This is a genomic window from Arthrobacter sp. G.S.26, assembly GCF_050847375.1.
In the GTDB taxonomy this organism is placed as follows: Bacteria; Actinomycetota; Actinomycetes; order Actinomycetales; family Micrococcaceae; genus Arthrobacter.
Genome location: NZ_CP193752.1, coordinates 3,816,241 through 3,831,506, shown reverse-complemented (window position 1 = coordinate 3,831,506; position 15,266 = coordinate 3,816,241). Strand labels below are relative to the sequence as shown.

The following is a 15,266-nucleotide window of genomic DNA, read 5'->3' as shown; positions in this document are numbered from 1 at the left end:
CCGTATGGTTTCACGCCTGCGCCCGCCTCCCCAACTGACTCGCACTTGTTGTCGTTTTGAGGGCCCAAAACGACAACAAGTGCGAGTCAGTTGGGTGGGGAGGTGTCAAAGGGGCGTGACGCGCAGCCAGACAAATTGGCGGGGGAGCAGCGCCAGCCCGTCTGCCAGGTCCTGCTCGGTTTCCGAGAGAAGGTCGACGGCGGCAGGCGCGAAACCCGCGAAGGTCGCCGCCTGCAGGATCACGGGGGAGTCACTGAAGTTGGCCAGCGCCAGGATCCGGCTGTCTTCGCCCGGGCGCTGGTACGCCAGGACACTCCGGTGGTTGGCGGCGAAGTCGATCAGCCGGGTGCCCGCCAGTTCCGGGGTGGCGGCCCGGACCGCGGCCATCCGCCGGATGCCGGCAAACACGGCCCCTTCCGGGGTGCGGGCCTCGGCCTTGTGCGCATAGTTTTCCGCAGGATAGCGCGGCCGGTGCACCCACCGGCTGTCGGCGTCGTGGCCTTTCTCAAGGTAATACTGGTAATCGTTCACCTGGCCCACTTCATCGCCCAGGTACAGCAGGGGGATGCCGCCGGTGCTGAAGGCCACCGAATGGGCCAGCAGGATCCGTTCCACTGCCTCCGAGGGGTTGTCCTCCATGCCGCAGAGCGACGCCGTCGTCCCTGAGATCCGGCAGTCCCCGGTGCGGGGGTTGTCCTGGAACGGAACACCGCGGGCAAAGCTGCCCGGAAACCTGTTGACGTAGAACGAGTTCAGGAACCGGCGGTGGTCGAAGCCGTTGATGCCCAGCTCGGCGGCGTCCTCGTCGGCAAACGTCCAACCGATGTCGTCATGGCTGCGGACGTAGTTCACCCACGAAGTTCCGTCGGGGATGTTGTGCCGGCGCTTCAGGGCCTGCCCCAGCAGTGACGTATCCCGGGTGGCCAGCGATTCCCAGATCAGCGCCATCTGCAGCGGGTTGTACGAAATCTGGCACTCGCCGGGACTGATGTACAGCGCCACTTCATCGGGGTGGACAATCGCCTCGGATTTGAACAGAAGCGACGGCGCGGCCAGCCGGCAGACCGCGTTGAAGGCCTGCAGCAGGGTGTGGGCCTGCGGCAGGTTCTCGCAGGGGGTGCCCAGTTCCTTCCAGATGAAGGCCACGGCATCCATCCGCAGGATGTCCACGCCCTGGTTGGCCAGGAACAGCATTTCGCCGGCCATGGCCCGGAAAACGTCAGGGTTGGAGTAGTTCAGGTCCCACTGGTACGTGTGGAACGTGGCCCATACCCAGCGGCCGTTTTCGGTACGGATGAACGAGCCGGGATGGTTTTCCGGGAAGATTTCGCGGACGTGCTCCTCGAACGCATCCGGCATGGTGCGGTCCGGGTAGAGCCAGTAGTAGTCGCTGAACTCCCGGTCCCCGGCAGCGGCCTTGCGGGCCCACTCGTGTTCGTCGGAGGTGTGGTTGAAGATGAAGTCCACCACCAGGCTGATCCCGTTGGCGCGCAGCTCGGCCGCGAGGGACCGCAGCTGCTCCATGGTGCCCAGCTTGGGGTTCACCTTCCGGTAGCTGGAGACCGCGTAGCCGCCGTCCGAGTGCGGCTCCGGCGCCAGGAACAACGGCATCAGGTGCAGGTAGGTGAGGCCAAGCTCCTTGAAATAGGGGATCCGGGCCCGTACTCCCTCCAGGGTGCCGGCGTACCGGTCCACGTAGCAGACGCCGCCCAGCATGGTGTTGGCCTGGAACCAGCCGGGGTCGGCGCCGCGTTCGGCATCCACGGCCTTCAGCTCTGCCGGGCGCTCCTGCCAGGACGCGACGCACTGGAGCACCAGCGCGGTGAGCTGCTCCAGCCAGTCGGGGCGCTGGCCGTACAGGGAATGGAACAGGCCGCAGAGGGCGGGAAGGTGATCTTCGAGGCGGGCGGCGAACGCCGGGTCAACAGCCCGGGCGGGGCCCTGGGCCAGGCTGATGGCTTCCAGGACATGCTGGTGTGCCGCGGCATCCACCCTGACGGATTCCTGCATGGACGAGTGCTCCTTCGGACCCCGCGCCGGGCTTGATCCGGCGGCACCTGGTTACGGCAGTATGCCACCGTTGCCCGCGCCGGAACGGAAGAAGCGCCAACGGCGCGCTGCGCTGACAAACAAGTTCCGGTCGCTGCCGGACAAACCGCCCGCGGACACCGGTGCCAAGCTGGATTCCACAGCTGGCCCCGGCGCAAATTTGACTGTTAAAGAGGGATCCCATGAGCATTTCGAATTCCGAACCACGAACCGTGGACACACGTGCCAAAGAGCATTCCACTGCCCTGCGCTCCGGCAGCGTTGGGGTCCTCGGCATCCTCTTTTTTGTGCTGTCCGCCCAGGCGCCCTTAACCGGGATCGTGGGGGCCTCGCCACTTGCTGCGGCGCTGGGCAACGGCGCGGGTGCACCGGGTGCATACCTGGTGGTGGGCGCCGTCATCGCTGTTTTCGCCATAGGTTTTGTGGCCATGAGCCGGAAGATCCGGGCCAATGGCGCGTTTTATGCCTACGTCACGGCGGCGTTTGGCCCGCGGACCGGCGCGGGGACGGCGTGGCTCGCACTGCTGGCCTACAACACCATCCAGGCCGCCATGTACGGGCTGTACGGGGCTGCCTTCTCCGGGCTCCTGGCGTCCGTGGGTATTGATGTGCCGTGGTGGCTGCTGGCGCTGGCCACCATGGCAGGCGTGCAGGTGCTGGGTTCGCTGAACATCGAACTCGGCGCCCGCGTGCTGGCGGTTTTGGTGGGACTTGAGGTGGCAGTGCTGCTGTTGTTCGGTTTCACCGTCCTGTTCCAGGGTGGCGGCCCGGAAGGCTTGAACCTGGCGGCGTCCTTTTCCCCGGCTGCCATTGCCGCCGGGGCCCCCGGGGTGGCCATCATGTTCGCCGTCGCGTCCATGTTCGGTTTCGAGTCCACCGCCATCTACTCCGCTGAGGCAAAGGATCCGCAGCGGACCGTGGCCCGCGCAACCTACCTTTCCGTAGGCGTCATCGCCATCTTCTTCGCCTTCACCTCCTGGATGCTGGTCAGCTACTACGGGCCGTCCCAGGTCATGGCAGCAGCCGGGGCCGCCCTGGAATCCGGGGACTCCACCAGTTTTGTGCTGGGGCCCATGGTGGACCTGTTTGGCCCGTGGGCCGGGGTGGCCACCGGCATCCTGCTGGTGACCTCCCTGCTGGCCGGCATCGTCGCATTCCATAACGGCATCAACCGGTACCTCCACTCACTGGCACTGCGCGGGTCCATGCCCGCTGCCGTGGCCCGCACCAACCGGCACCACGCGCCCGCTGTTGCCGCCTGGCTGCAGACCGCGCTGGCGGTGGCGCTGGTCGCCCCCTTCGCGCTCCTGGGGCTGGATCCTGTGCTGAGCCTGTTCTCCTGGTTCAGCGGACTGGCCGTCGCGGCACTGCTGGTGCTGTACATCCTCTGTTCAGCCGCCGTCGTCCGGTATTTCCACCGGCAGCGCGAGACCGGCCCGCTGTGGCAGACCAGGATCGCACCGGTGCTGGGCGCCGTCCTGCTGATCTGGGTGCTCGCGCAGGTGGTAGGCAATTTCACCGCCCTGATCGGCGGCAGCGCAGGGACCGCAGCAGTCCTGCTGGCCACTGTCCCTGCCGTGTTTGCTGCCGGAACCCTGGTGGAACTGGCGATTGAACGCCGCCGTGGGGCAGCGCCCGGACGGGCTTAGCGGGCGCCGTCCGGCAGGGCGCCGGCGGCCACCCTCCCGGCGGCGCGCGGCGGAACCGTGCCGCGGCGGGCCAGCAGGAACGCGGCCAGCAGGAGTGCCGCCAGCCCGGCCGCTGCCGCCGCAGCCACCTCACCCTGCTGCGGCCACAGCCCGGCAAGGCCCAGGAACCCGGGCACTGTCGCCGTGGCCTGACTGGCCAGGACCAGGGCCCAGCCGGTGAACCGGTCCACGCGGCGCCAGCCCAGGGCCATGGACCCGAACAGCAGCCCCCACAACAGCGACCAGCACAGCCAGAGCACCGCGAGGAACGGGTTCGACGCGAACCAGCTGCCGGCCAGCAGCAGGCCCACAAAGCCCACCATGCCGCAGAACCAGCCCAGGCCCTGCGAGCCCAAACCCAGCAGGGTATCGATGCCCACATGGACATAGGTCAGGCCAAAAAGGACCATCCCCACCGCGGTCATCAGGGTCTCCGCCGGCAACGCCGCACCGGCCGGTCCGGCAGCGGCCGCCGCCAGGTATCCCACGGCGAGCACCAGTTGCAGCGACCCGATGGCCAGGCTGAGGACACCTGCGTCGCGGCGGGGGATGCGCCCCAGGGTTGCGAGGCCGTTGGCGAGCAGCGCGGCCCCGGAGAGGAGCAGGCAGAGATAGGCCATCAGGCACCCGCCCCAAGACCCCGAACGGTGCATACTTTTTTCGTTTTGTGGAATCTAAGTGTCACAATACGGACATTAGCGGACGGCTCGATCGGTGCCTACTGCTGCCCGGTCGCAATCCGTTAGCTTGGATGGAGGACCCGCCGCAGCCACTGCACTGCCGGCGGCAGCCCCCTGATTGGCTTCGACGTAAGGAAATACTGCATGGATGCACGGCTGGAGGCCATTCGGGACACCGTCCTGGCCAGGAACCCCGGGGAAGCGGAATTCCACCAGGCGGTGACCGAGGTTTTTGAAAGCCTGGGCCCGGTCCATGACAGGCATCCGGAATTCCTCGAAGCCGCCATCCTGGAACGGCTCTGCGAACCCGAGCGGCAGATCATCTTCCGGGTGCCGTGGACGGACGACGCCGGCCGGGTCCGGATCAACCGCGGCTTCCGGGTGGAGTTCAACTCCGCGCTGGGCCCCTACAAGGGCGGCCTGCGGTTCCACCCGTCTGTGTACCTGGGCATCGTGAAGTTCCTGGGCTTCGAGCAGATCTTCAAAAACGCGCTCACCGGCATGCCCATCGGCGGCGGCAAGGGCGGCTCGGACTTCGACCCCCGGGGCCGCAGCGACGCGGAAGTCATGCGTTTCTGCCAGTCGTTCATGACCGAGCTCTACCGGCACATCGGCGAATACACCGACGTCCCGGCCGGCGACATCGGGGTGGGCGGCCGCGAAATCGGCTACCTGTTCGGCCAGTACAAGCGCATCACCAACCGCTACGAGTCCGGCGTCCTGACCGGAAAGGGCATCTCGTGGGGCGGCTCGCTGGTCCGCCCCGAAGCCACCGGCTTCGGCACCGTCATCTTCACCCAGGAGATGCTCAAAACCCGCGGCACCTCGTTCGACGGGCAGCGTGTGGTGGTTTCCGGTTCGGGCAACGTGGCCATCAACGCCGTGGCCAAGGCCCAATCCCTCGGCGCCACCGTGGTGGCCTGCTCCGATTCGTCGGGCTACATCGTGGACCCTGCGGGCATCGACGTGGCCCTGCTCCGGCAGGTCAAGGAAGTGGACCGCGCCCGGCTCAAGGAGTATTCGGTCCGGCGCGGCGGAGTTTCCTATGTTGAGGGCGGCTCCGTGTGGGACGTGGACGCCACGGTGGCGCTGCCCTGCGCCACCCAGAACGAGCTCGACGGCGATGCTGCCGCCAAGCTGGTGCGCAACGGTCTGCTGGCCGTGGGAGAGGGCGCCAACATGCCCTCCACCCGTGACGCCGTGGCCGTTTTCCAGGATGCCGGCGTGTTGTTCGGTCCGGGCAAGGCCGCCAACGCCGGCGGGGTAGCCACCTCGGCGCTGGAAATGCAGCAGAACGCCAGCCGGGATTCATGGTCGTTTGAGCACACCGAAGCGCGGCTCACGGAGATCATGGTGGGTATCCACCACAGCTGCGCCGCCACGGCCGACGAGTACGGCGACCCCGGCAACTATGTCCTCGGCGCCAATATCGGCGGTTTTGTGAAGGTGGCCGACGCCATGCTGGCCCAGGGCCTGATCTAGGGGCGCTGGCTAGGGGCGCTAGGCAGGGGCGCTGGGCAGGGCCGCTGGGTAACGGCGCGGGTCGCAGCGCGGGTCAGGCGCCGCGGCGCCAGTCGCTGGGCGATGCGCCGAAGGCGTCGCGGAAGGTCCTGCTGAAATGGGCCGCGTCGAGGAAACCCCACCGCGCGGCAACGGCGCCCACCGTTTTCCCGGCGTGGACCGGATCCCGCAGGTCCCGCCCGGCGCCGGCCAGCCGCCTGCCCCTGATCCAGCTTGCCACCGTGGTGCCGCTCTCGTGGAAGACGTTGTGCAGGTGGCGGGTGGAAATGAAATGCGCCGCAGCGACGGCGGCCGGCGAAAGCTGCGGATCCCACAGGTTGGCTTCGATGTATTCGCGGGCTGAAACCGCCAGGAGGGCCTGAGGGGTCAGCCGGTCCGGGGTGATGTCCATCTCCGCGTGGAGGAGGGTGGACACCAGGTCCAGGGCGTTGGCTGCCAGCCGTGAGCCGCTGGGACCGTTGAGGACGTCGAGGTTCTCCGATAGCTGCCGGATGAACTGGCCCACCAGGGCACCCAGGCCGGCGTTGCCCGCCATCCGCACGGCCGCCAGCTGGCCCACGCAGTCGCTGGGCAGCGCCAGCGCATCACAGGGGAACATCACCACCATCAGCCGGGCCCGTTCCTCGAACGTGAGCGTGTAGGGCCGGCTGGTGTCGTAGATGGCCAGGTCACCGGGCCGCAGGACGGCCTCGCGGTTGTCCTGGATCAGCAGTCCGCTGCCTTCCAGCTGCAGGTTGAGCTTGAAGTAGCGCCCCGTGGACCGGGCGATCAGGGCTGGGGTGCGTTGGACCGTGTGCGCGGCGGCGCTGACCTCCACGATGGACATCCGGTCCAGCACCCGGGCCCGGAGCTGCCCCTGGAAGGCTTCCGGCGCTTCGCTGTGCGCGGCCAGCGGTACAAACGACTCGGCCACCAGGTGCCGCCAGTGGTCGAAGGAACCGGCGACGCTGGTGGTGACGTGCTGTGTGGCGGGCGTGGCCGGAGCTCTTACGGGCATGGAAATCCTGACGTGGGACGGGTCCTGGCAAATCCCCCTGCCTGTGTCCTGGGACACAGTCAGCCCAGATTACGTCCGCAGGATCCTTTTTTCAACAGCTGGCGAAAAAAGAATTCCCGGGAATCCGCCCCGCTATTTGTTCCGGCCCCTGGCCGCGACCTTCCAGCGGTCCACCAGGTTGCCGCCCCTGACCACCGCAACATCGTCCACCAGGTTGATGGCCAGGCAGACGTGGTTGGGAATGATCCGCAGCCGGTCGCCGAGGGCAGGCAGCGGGTCGGGGCCATGCCACTCCACGGTGGCGTGGTGCTCGGAGAGGGCGATGATCCGGGCATCCAGGTGGTCCATCAGCCGGCCGAAACCGCTGGCCCACGCGGGCCTGTCGCTGCCCAGGATCTTGCTGCCGGCGTCGATGATAAAGCGCACGGGGCTGCCCGGTTCGGTCCTGTGGTGGCTGACCACCGTGGCGGCGACGGTCAGCGCGATGTCCGTAAGGGCGCACCGGTCCAGTTCCAGTTGCTGGGCGTCGCCGAAGACGTAGACGCCGGGCCGCACTTCCGTGGCGACCGAGCCGTCGGTGAGCAGCGCCGTGGGCGTGGAGCCGCCGCTGAGGGTGGCGGCGTCGAAGCCGGCGGCAGCGAGGGTTGCCGCGGCCGCGGCCAGCGCGGACTGCTCCTGGGCGGCGGCTGCCGCAGGCATGCCGGGCGCGTAGCTGTGGCCGGGAAAGGTGAAGACCCCCGCCACCTGCAGCCCGGCAGCGGCTGCGGCCTGCGCCACCGCCGCCGCCTCCTGCGGGAGTGTGCCGCTGCGGTGGTGGCCGCTGTCGATTTCGACCAGGACGCTCACGGTTCCCGCTGCTGCGCCCAGTGCGGTGCCCAGCCGGGTGGCGCCGGCCGCCGAATCAACGCCGACGGTCACGGTTGCCTTCTCCGCCAGGAGCCGGAGCCGTTCCGCCTTACCCGCTGATGCCCACAGCGGGTAGGCGATGAAGAGGTTGTCCACGCCGCCTGCTGCAAAGACTTCCGCCTCGCCCACGGTGGCCACCGTCAGTCCGGCCGCCCCGGCAGCGATCTGGCGGGCTGCGATCTCCGGGATCTTGTGCGTCTTGGCGTGCGGCCGAAGGGCCAGGCCCCTGGAGCGCACCGAGGCGGCCATCCGGGCGATGTTCCGGTCCAGGATGTCCACGTCCACCAGGATGTCCGGGGTGTCGATGCTGTGGGGGATGGCCATGGGGGAGCTCCTTCGTGGAAACGGAAAACGGGTGGGGTCAGACGGCCAGGAGGGCCAGGTAGCCCTCCAGCTGCTCGGCCTGGCCGGCGATGGGGGACCCGGCGGGGGAGAGGGCGGCGGCAATCTGCGCGCCCAGCAGCATGTCCAGGAGCTGGCCCGCCAGGAGTGCGTCGTCCACGGCCGCCCGGATGTCGCCCGCGGCCCGGGCCTCGGCCAGGAGCCGCTGGATGGTGGTGGCCCACTCTGCCATGGACTGCTGGTGGATCCGGGCCTTTTGCGGGTCGTTGACGGCCTTTTGCCAGAACGGGATGACGATCCGGGCCTCGTTGATCCGTTCCTCGTCCAGCGGCAGGACCTCCAGGCAGAAAGCGCGCAGTGCGGCCAGTCCGGTCATGGTGCCCAGGACCCCGGCGATCCGCTGGTTGGTCCGGTTGAACACATGGCTGAAGGCGAATTCCAGCAGGGTGTCCTTGGTGGGGAAGTACGGCTTCAGCGCCCCGTTGGCGAAGCCGGCCTCCAGGGCGATTTCCCGGAGGGTGGCACCTTCAAGCCCGTTGCGGGCGATGATCCGCCAGGTGGCATCGACCAGTTCCAGGCGCCGTTCGTGATGGTCAACTATCTTCGGCACCGCGGCTGCTCCCAGGAAATAGTTTGGCTTCGACTCTTGTGAGCCATGGTACGGAGGTTTATTCTCTACAACTATAGAAAATAAAGCCCGGAGACCCCCAGGGTCCTGACCAAAGGCAGTTCCCATGACACCTGCGCCATCCGCCACAGCAGCCGCGTTCGGCCTGGCCAACGAAGCCGAGATCCTTGCCGCAGCAGCCATCCTCCGGGCATCGGGCCACCTGGAGCCCCACCACCGGATTGCCTACCTTGGCCTTGTGGAACCCGCCGGCCGCAGGGGTGCCCAGGGCGCGGACGACGCCGGCCCAACAGCAGGCGGGCAGCCTGCGGACAGGCGGTTCCGGGCCCTTGTCCACGACATTTCCGGCGGGGCGCCCACCGATGTTGTGGTCTCGGTGACGCACGGGCTGGTGGTGTCCGCCGTGGTGCTGGATACCTCGCTGACCGGTGAACTGCCGGTCCTGGAAGAGGAATTCGGGCTGGTGGAAGACCTGCTGGCCGGCGACGAACGCTGGCTCAAGGCGCTCGCCGACCGCGGTTTGGACGTGGCCAGGGTCCGCGTGGCCCCGCTGTCCGCCGGTGTCTTCGACTACCCGGAGGAAAAAGGCCGCCGGATCCTGCGCGGTCTGGCCTTTGTGCAGGATTTCCCCGGCGACAGCGCCTGGGCGCACCCTGTGGACGGCCTGGTGGCCTACGTGGACGTGGTCAGCAAGGAGGTCACCCGGGTACTCGACCTGGGGGCCATGCCCGTTCCGGCTGAGCACGGAAACTACACGGATCCGGAACTGACCGGCCCGTTGCGCACCACGCAGAAACCGATCAGCATCACCCAGCCCGAAGGCCCCAGCTTCACGGTGACCAACGGAAACCATGTGGAGTGGGAAAAGTGGAGCGTGGACGTCGGGTTCGACGTCCGCGAGGGGGTGGTCCTGCACAACCTCGCGTTCCAGGACGGGAACCGGCTTCGGCCCATCATCAACCGCGCCTCGATTGCCGAGATGGTGGTTCCGTACGGCGATCCCTCCCCGGTGCGGTCCTGGCAGAACTACTTCGACACCGGCGAATACCTGGTGGGCCAGTACGCCAACTCACTCGAACTCGGCTGCGACTGCCTGGGCGAGATCACCTACCTCAGCCCCGTAATCAGCGATGCTGTGGGCAATCCGCGCGAAATCCGGAACGGCATCTGCATGCACGAGGAGGACTGGGGGATCCTGGCCAAACACAGCGACCTGTGGAGCGGGATCAACTACACCCGCCGCAACCGCCGGCTGGTGATCTCCTTCTTCACCACCGTGGGCAACTACGATTACGGGTTCTACTGGTACCTGTACCTGGACGGCACCATCGAATTCGAGGCCAAGGCCACCGGCGTGGTGTTCACCAGCGCCTTTCCCGAGGGCGGGTCGGACAACATCTCCCAGCTCGCCCCGGGCCTGGGCGCACCCTTCCACCAGCACCTCTTCAGCGCCCGGCTGGACATGGCCGTGGACGGCTTCACCAACCGGGTGGTGGAAGAGGACGTAGTCCGGCAGGCCATGGGCGAAGGCAATGAGCGCGGCAACGCCTTCACCCGCAAGCGCACGGTCCTGGCCCGCGAATCCGATGGCGTCCGCGAGGCCGACGCCAAGGCCGGCCGGACCTGGATCATTTCCAACCCGGAGTCCCGCAACCGGCTGGGTGAGCCGGTGGGCTACAAGCTCCATTCCCAGAACCAGCCCACTTTGCTGGCGGACCCGGACTCATCCATCGCCAGGCGGGCAGCCTTCGCCACCAAGGACCTCTGGGTCACCCGCTACGCCGAGGACGAGCGGTATCCCACGGGCGACTTTGTGAACCAGCACCCCGGTGGGGCCGGCCTGCCGGCCTACGTGGCGCAGGACCGGGACCTCGACGGCCAGGACCTGGTGGTGTGGCACACCTTTGGCCTCACCCACTTCCCACGGGTGGAGGACTGGCCCATCATGCCGGTGGACACCGTAGGCTTCAAGCTCCGGCCCGAAGGCTTCTTTGACCGCAGCCCGGTGCTGGACGTCCCCGCCGGCACAAGCGCCGCCTGCCACGCCGAGGCCGGCGGTGCGCCATCCACCTCCTGCCACTGAAGCCGCCGGCCGCAGCGGGCCCGGTCCTGCACCGCAGGCTGTGCGCCGGGCTGACTGCGGTGTCCTGCGCGGTGCACCTGTGGCTCGCGGCCGCAGGGAACCACGGAGCCTGGCTGGGCGTGCTGATGGTGCTGCTGGCCGCTATCTGTGTCCCCTGCGCCGTCCATATCTGGCGGCACGGTGCCGTGCGGCCGCTCCGGCAGATTGCCGGGGCGGCGGTGCTGATGGTGGCCGTGCACAGCGTCCTGCTGCTGGGCGCGGGAGGTGCCGGCCACGCCCACGGCGGGGGCCCGGCGTCGTCCGCTTCCCCTGCAGTCGGTGCCGGGCCGCTGCTGCTGGTGATCGGGCTGGAACTGGGCACGGCACTGCTCGCGGCAACACTGGTGGCAAGACTGCGCGCCGCGGCAGGATTCCCCTCGCGAGATGGCATTTGACGGCAATGTTTGCCGCCGGGACTGCCGCGAAGTGCCATCTCGCGGGGAACTGCGCCGGGTCAGGCAACCGGGTCAGGGCGTCCGCAGCACCTGGTGGAACGCGTAAGCGCCGTTGCTCCAGACCACAAACAGCAGCGGTGCGGGGGCCAAGGCAATGCCCAGCACCGGCTGCAGCAGCACGGCGGAGGCGATGATCCCCAGCAGGACCAGCATGGCCAGGCTCAGGTACCAGCGCTGCAGGCAGAGGTAGAGCGAGGCCGTGAGCAGGGCTTTCAACCCGGCCCCGGGCAGCAGGACGGTGCCCGCCGCTGCCGTCACGGTGACGCCCACGGTGACGGCGGCGGCCACAACGATCAGCGGAGCCAGCACCGCGGCGGCGGGCATGGACTGGACAATCACCAGGTCCACGCCGAGGAACAGGAGCGCCGCCACGGCGGCCAGGCCCAGCGGGGCCGTCCGCCGGAACGCGGCTGCGTAGCCGCGCAGGAAGGCGGCGACCGGCTTGACCGCGCCGCCGTCGCCGTTCAGTGCCTGGAAGGCCGCGAACAGGCCGGCCAGCGACGGCGGGACCGTCACCGAGAGCGCCAGGAAAAACGGCCACGCCGCCAGCGGATCGGCCACCAGGGCCAGGCAGAGCACCAGCGGCGCGTTGGCCAGTGCCAGCAGCATATTCCCGGCCAGGAAGGTGTAGATGAAGCCGAAGATGCTGCCAAACGCCTCGAAGCCCGGACTGGGCACGCGGCCCAGCAGCCCGCGCCGCCCGGCTCCTCCCACGGCGGTCATCCCTTCATGCCGCTCGTGGCGATGCCCTGGATGAAGTACCGCTGGCCGATCAGGAAGATCACCAGGATGGGGATCACCGAGATGACGGACCCGGTCATGATCATGGCGTATTCGGCGTCGAACTGGCCCACGAAGGAACGCAGGCCCAGCTGGACCGTCCAGAGCCGGTTGGACGTGAGGTAGATGAACGGTCCCATGTAGTCGTTCCACGTGTTCACAAACGTCAGCAGCGCCAGGCTGGCCAGGGCCGGCTTGGACAGCGGCAGGATCACGCGCGCCCAGATGCCGTACTCGCTCAGGCCATCGATGCGGGCGGCCTCGCAGAGTTCATCCGGGATGGTCATGTAGTACTGCCGCATCAGGAACACCCCGAACGCGCCGAACGCCTGCAGCAGGATCAGGGCGTTGAAGCTGTTGGTCAGCCCCAGGTTCTGCATCATGATGTACTGCGGCACCATGTAGGCCTGCCACGGCACGGCGATGGTGCCGATATACGCCAGGAACAGCACGTCCCGGCCGGGGAAGCGGACCTTGGAGAAGCCGTAGGCGGCCAGCGAACCGGTCAGCACCTGCAGGCACGTGATGATCACTGCCAGGTAGAGCGAGTTCTGCAGGTAGCCCAGCATGGGGATCCGGGTCCAGATGTCCGTGTAGTTGCTCCACACAAAATCGCTGGGAATCCATTGGATGGGGACGGTGAGGACCTGGTTGTTTTCCTTCAGCGACGAGGACAGCATCCAGAAAAAGGGCACCATCAGCGCCACCACCAGCACGGCCAGCACGCCGTAGATCACCACGTCGGTGGTGCGCTTCTTCCGTTCGCGCGGTGATTCCCGTTGCGTACGACGCCGGTCTTCCGGAGCAGGTGCCGGGGCGCCGCTGAGGAAGGGTGCCTCTGCCTTGAGGTCTTCGGCCATGTTGGTCATCAGCGTTCCCTCCGCTGTTGAAGCTTGAACTGCAGGACGGTGATGGACAGCACGATCAGGAACAGCATCAGGGAGATGGCCGATGAATAGCCGAACTTCCCTTCGCCGATGCCCTCCTGGTAGATGAGCTGGGACAGCACGGTGGTGGCGCGCCCGGGTCCGCCGTTGGTCATCACCACAATCAGGTCGAAGACCTTGAAGCTGGACACCGTCAGCATGACCACCACAAAAAACGTGGTGGGCCGCAGGGACGGGATGGTGACGTTCCAGAACCGCTGCCAGCCGCTGGCGCCGTCCACCTCGGCTGCCTCATACAGTTCCGTGGGGATGGCCTGCAGGCCGGCCAGGTACAGGATCATGTAATAGCCCATGTCCCGCCACACGCTGGTGATGATCACTGCCGGCATGGCCCAGTCGGAGCTGGAGGTCCAGCCCGGAGCCTCGGCGATGCCGATCGCATTCAGGAACTGGTTGATGGGTCCGTTGTCCGGGCTGAACAACATGTTCCAGACCACTGCCACCGCCACCAGGGAGGTGATGTAGGGGAAGAAGATGGCCACCCGGAAAAAGCCGATCCCCTTGAGCTTGCGGTTAAGCAGCATGGCCAGGCCCAGGGCCAGGGCCATGGTGAGGGGCACGTGGCCCAGCGCGTAGACCACGGTGTTGCGCAGGGCCACCCAGAACGTGTCGCTCTGGAGCATCCGCTGGAAGTTTTCCAGGCCCACCCAGCGCGGTGCCGTGAACGAGGTCCATTCCATGAAGGAGAGCGCGAACGCCGCGATGACGGGGATAAGGGTGAAGGCCAGGAAGCCCAGGAAGTTCGGCAGGATGAAGGTCCAGCCGATCAGCGTGTTGCGCCGCGCCTGTTTGCGGTTGCCCCGGCTGACGGGCACCGGTGCGGGTGTCAGTGTTTCGGTGGTCATGGCAGAAGCTACTTGCCGAGGACTTCGCCTGTGACGCGCTTGCCCATTTCGGCGATGCCATCCGCCACCGGGCGCTCGCCCACCATGATGAGGTCGTGCTCCTGGTTCAGGATCTTGTCCACGGCGCCGGATTTGTCGCTGACGGGCATTTCCAGGGCGGTCTTGTCCGGGGTGAAGGCCTTCTTGGACAGCTCATCGGAGGGCAGGCCCTCGAGCTGGAAGTAGGCGTCGGTGACGGCGTCGTTCTGCAGGGCGGGGACCACGCCGATCTTCGAAATGACCTTCGCGCCCTCTTCCCCGGCGGCCCATTCGATGAACTTCTTTGCTTCGTCGGAGTGCTGGGCGTTTTTGTTCACGGCGAACGCGGTGGGCGAACCGAACGTGGTGACCTTGCCGTCGTCGGACTTCTGCGGCAGCGGCGCCAGGCCCCAGTCCACGTTGGTTTTGCCGTCCTTCTTGGCCTGCAGGAAGCCGGCGATGTACCAGGTGCCCATGGGCATCATGGCTGCCTGGCCGGTCTCGAACATGGTCCGGTAGCTGGTCTTCTGGCTCTTGGCCGTACCGAAGTCCAGGGTGGCGCCGCTCTTCTGCAGGTCCAGGGCGGTGTTGTACTGGTCCTCGAAGAAGCCGTAGTCGCCGCCGTTCTGGTCGCCGTCGTTCTGCGCCGCGGCGATGGCCTGGACCACCGAACGCCAGATGTGGTGGTACGTGCCGTAGGTGGTTTTGCCGTCGGCGGTGGTGGTGAGCTTCTTGGCCAGCGCCGAGTATTCGTCCCAGGTCAGGTTGGCCGGGTTGTCCACGCCGGCGGCCTTGAGGAGTTCCTTGTTGTAGTAGAGCAGCCAGAAGTCCTGGCGGTAGGGGGCGGCGAAGTACTTGCCGTCGATGTTGAAGGCATCCAGTCCTGCAAGCGAATCCTTGCCCACGGTGTCCACCACGCCGTTGATTTCCTGCAACTGGCCGTTGTTGGCGTAGCGGGCGTAGTCGATCACGTTTTTCATGGTCAGGACGTCGGTGGTGTCGCCGCCGGCCAGCATGGTGGTGACCTTCTGCGGGTAGTCGTCGGCCAGGATGTCCACGGGCTCAATGTCGATGGCCGGGTTCGCTGCCTCGTAGCTGTCGAACAGGGCCTTGAACTCGGGGGTTCCTTCGTAGTTCCACACGGACACGGTCAGGCGGGTTTTGCCTTCCTGTCCCTGTTCTTCGGCGGGGCCGGCTGCGCCGGCGCAGCCGGTCAGGCCCAGCCCGGCGGTGACTGCCAGGGCCAGTGCGGCGAGAGTGGTGCGCTTCATTGCGTTCTCCTTAAGGG

General features: G+C 67.2%; 13 protein-coding genes. 4 read left to right on the top strand and 9 right to left on the bottom strand.

All coding sequences use genetic code 11. From position 1 onward, the window contains the following. Window positions 1–105: 105 nt before the first annotated feature. Window positions 106–2,010, bottom strand: a complete 1,905-nt coding sequence (locus ACRB8A_RS17585; RefSeq protein ID WP_432245233.1) for an alpha-amylase family glycosyl hydrolase — start codon at window positions 2,008–2,010, stop codon at window positions 106–108. A gap of 221 nt (window positions 2,011–2,231) precedes the next feature. On the opposite strand from ACRB8A_RS17585, the gene ACRB8A_RS17580 reads away from it, so the two are divergent. After that, on the top strand, window positions 2,232–3,698 hold the full coding sequence (locus ACRB8A_RS17580; protein WP_432245232.1) for an APC family permease: 1,467 nt from the start codon (window positions 2,232–2,234) through the stop codon (window positions 3,696–3,698). Here ACRB8A_RS17580 and ACRB8A_RS17575 read toward each other — a convergent pair. After that, the gene (locus ACRB8A_RS17575; RefSeq protein WP_050686331.1) at window positions 3,695–4,357 is read right to left on the bottom strand and encodes an AmiS/UreI family transporter; all 663 of its coding nucleotides are present in this window, start codon (window positions 4,355–4,357) and stop codon (window positions 3,695–3,697) included. The two genes, ACRB8A_RS17580 and ACRB8A_RS17575, sit on opposite strands and share 4 nt — an antisense overlap. A 204-nt stretch (window positions 4,358–4,561) precedes the next feature. On the opposite strand from ACRB8A_RS17575, the gene gdhA reads away from it, so the two are divergent. After that, window positions 4,562–5,899, top strand: coding sequence for an NADP-specific glutamate dehydrogenase (gene gdhA, locus ACRB8A_RS17570; protein WP_432245231.1), 1,338 nt, complete (start codon window positions 4,562–4,564; stop codon window positions 5,897–5,899). A gap of 73 nt (window positions 5,900–5,972) precedes the next feature. Here the strand turns inward: gdhA and ACRB8A_RS17565 are convergent, their stop codons facing one another. The 3 genes from ACRB8A_RS17565 to ACRB8A_RS17555 all read right to left on the bottom strand — a co-directional run bounded on the left by ACRB8A_RS17565 (window position 5,973) and on the right by ACRB8A_RS17555 (window position 8,793). Continuing rightward, the gene (locus ACRB8A_RS17565; protein WP_050686335.1) at window positions 5,973–6,935 is read right to left on the bottom strand and encodes a helix-turn-helix domain-containing protein; all 963 of its coding nucleotides are present in this window, start codon (window positions 6,933–6,935) and stop codon (window positions 5,973–5,975) included. Window positions 6,936–7,067: 132 nt separating this feature from the next. Then, entirely contained in the window at window positions 7,068–8,165 is a 1,098-nt protein-coding gene (locus ACRB8A_RS17560; protein WP_285240543.1) for an alanine racemase, read from the bottom strand. Window positions 8,166–8,202: 37 nt separating this feature from the next. Then, complete coding sequence (locus ACRB8A_RS17555) at window positions 8,203–8,793, bottom strand: TetR/AcrR family transcriptional regulator (protein ID WP_285240542.1); 591 nt, start codon at window positions 8,791–8,793, stop codon at window positions 8,203–8,205. Window positions 8,794–8,917: 124 nt separating this feature from the next. On the opposite strand from ACRB8A_RS17555, the gene ACRB8A_RS17550 reads away from it, so the two are divergent. Then, window positions 8,918–10,894 (top strand): primary-amine oxidase, encoded by a 1,977-nt coding sequence (locus ACRB8A_RS17550; RefSeq protein ID WP_050686341.1) that lies wholly within the window; start codon window positions 8,918–8,920, stop codon window positions 10,892–10,894. A 71-nt stretch (window positions 10,895–10,965) separates the two neighbouring features. After that, complete coding sequence (locus ACRB8A_RS17545) at window positions 10,966–11,328, top strand: hypothetical protein (protein WP_327019580.1); 363 nt, start codon at window positions 10,966–10,968, stop codon at window positions 11,326–11,328. Window positions 11,329–11,400: 72 nt separating this feature from the next. On the opposite strand, the gene ACRB8A_RS17540 is transcribed toward ACRB8A_RS17545, so the two are convergent. Genes ACRB8A_RS17540 through ACRB8A_RS17525 form a run of 4 tightly spaced genes read right to left on the bottom strand, consistent with a single transcriptional unit; the run spans window position 11,401 to window position 15,249 of the window. Next, window positions 11,401–12,111, bottom strand: a complete 711-nt coding sequence (locus ACRB8A_RS17540; protein WP_432245230.1) for a hypothetical protein — start codon at window positions 12,109–12,111, stop codon at window positions 11,401–11,403. Continuing rightward, window positions 12,108–13,037, bottom strand: coding sequence for a carbohydrate ABC transporter permease (locus ACRB8A_RS17535; RefSeq protein WP_050686347.1), 930 nt, complete (start codon window positions 13,035–13,037; stop codon window positions 12,108–12,110). The genes ACRB8A_RS17540 and ACRB8A_RS17535 overlap by 4 nt, the downstream gene beginning before the upstream one ends. Next, window positions 13,037–13,960 carry a carbohydrate ABC transporter permease gene (locus ACRB8A_RS17530; RefSeq protein WP_432245229.1) on the bottom strand — a complete coding sequence of 308 codons (924 nt, stop codon included), beginning with the start codon at window positions 13,958–13,960 and terminating at the stop codon, window positions 13,037–13,039. Before ACRB8A_RS17530 ends, ACRB8A_RS17535 begins: the two co-directional genes overlap by 1 nt. 8 nt (window positions 13,961–13,968) lie before the next feature. Then, the gene (locus ACRB8A_RS17525; RefSeq protein ID WP_432245228.1) at window positions 13,969–15,249 is read right to left on the bottom strand and encodes an ABC transporter substrate-binding protein; all 1,281 of its coding nucleotides are present in this window, start codon (window positions 15,247–15,249) and stop codon (window positions 13,969–13,971) included. Between the last annotated feature and the right edge of the window lie 17 nt (window positions 15,250–15,266).

Coding starts and splice junctions, on each gene's coding strand:
- ACRB8A_RS17565 (WP_050686335.1), bottom strand. CDS start 6,935: ATGCCCGTAAGAGCTCCGGCCACGCCCGCCACACAGCACGTCACCACC.
- ACRB8A_RS17550 (WP_050686341.1), top strand. CDS start 8,918: ATGACACCTGCGCCATCCGCCACAGCAGCCGCGTTCGGCCTGGCCAAC.
- ACRB8A_RS17580 (WP_432245232.1), top strand. CDS start 2,232: ATGAGCATTTCGAATTCCGAACCACGAACCGTGGACACACGTGCCAAA.
- ACRB8A_RS17540 (WP_432245230.1), bottom strand. CDS start 12,111: ATGACCGCCGTGGGAGGAGCCGGGCGGCGCGGGCTGCTGGGCCGCGTG.
- ACRB8A_RS17575 (WP_050686331.1), bottom strand. CDS start 4,357: ATGGCCTATCTCTGCCTGCTCCTCTCCGGGGCCGCGCTGCTCGCCAAC.
- ACRB8A_RS17535 (WP_050686347.1), bottom strand. CDS start 13,037: ATGACCAACATGGCCGAAGACCTCAAGGCAGAGGCACCCTTCCTCAGC.
- ACRB8A_RS17525 (WP_432245228.1), bottom strand. CDS start 15,249: ATGAAGCGCACCACTCTCGCCGCACTGGCCCTGGCAGTCACCGCCGGG.
- ACRB8A_RS17585 (WP_432245233.1), bottom strand. CDS start 2,010: ATGCAGGAATCCGTCAGGGTGGATGCCGCGGCACACCAGCATGTCCTG.
- ACRB8A_RS17530 (WP_432245229.1), bottom strand. CDS start 13,960: ATGACCACCGAAACACTGACACCCGCACCGGTGCCCGTCAGCCGGGGC.
- gdhA (WP_432245231.1), top strand. CDS start 4,562: ATGGATGCACGGCTGGAGGCCATTCGGGACACCGTCCTGGCCAGGAAC.
- ACRB8A_RS17560 (WP_285240543.1), bottom strand. CDS start 8,165: ATGGCCATCCCCCACAGCATCGACACCCCGGACATCCTGGTGGACGTG.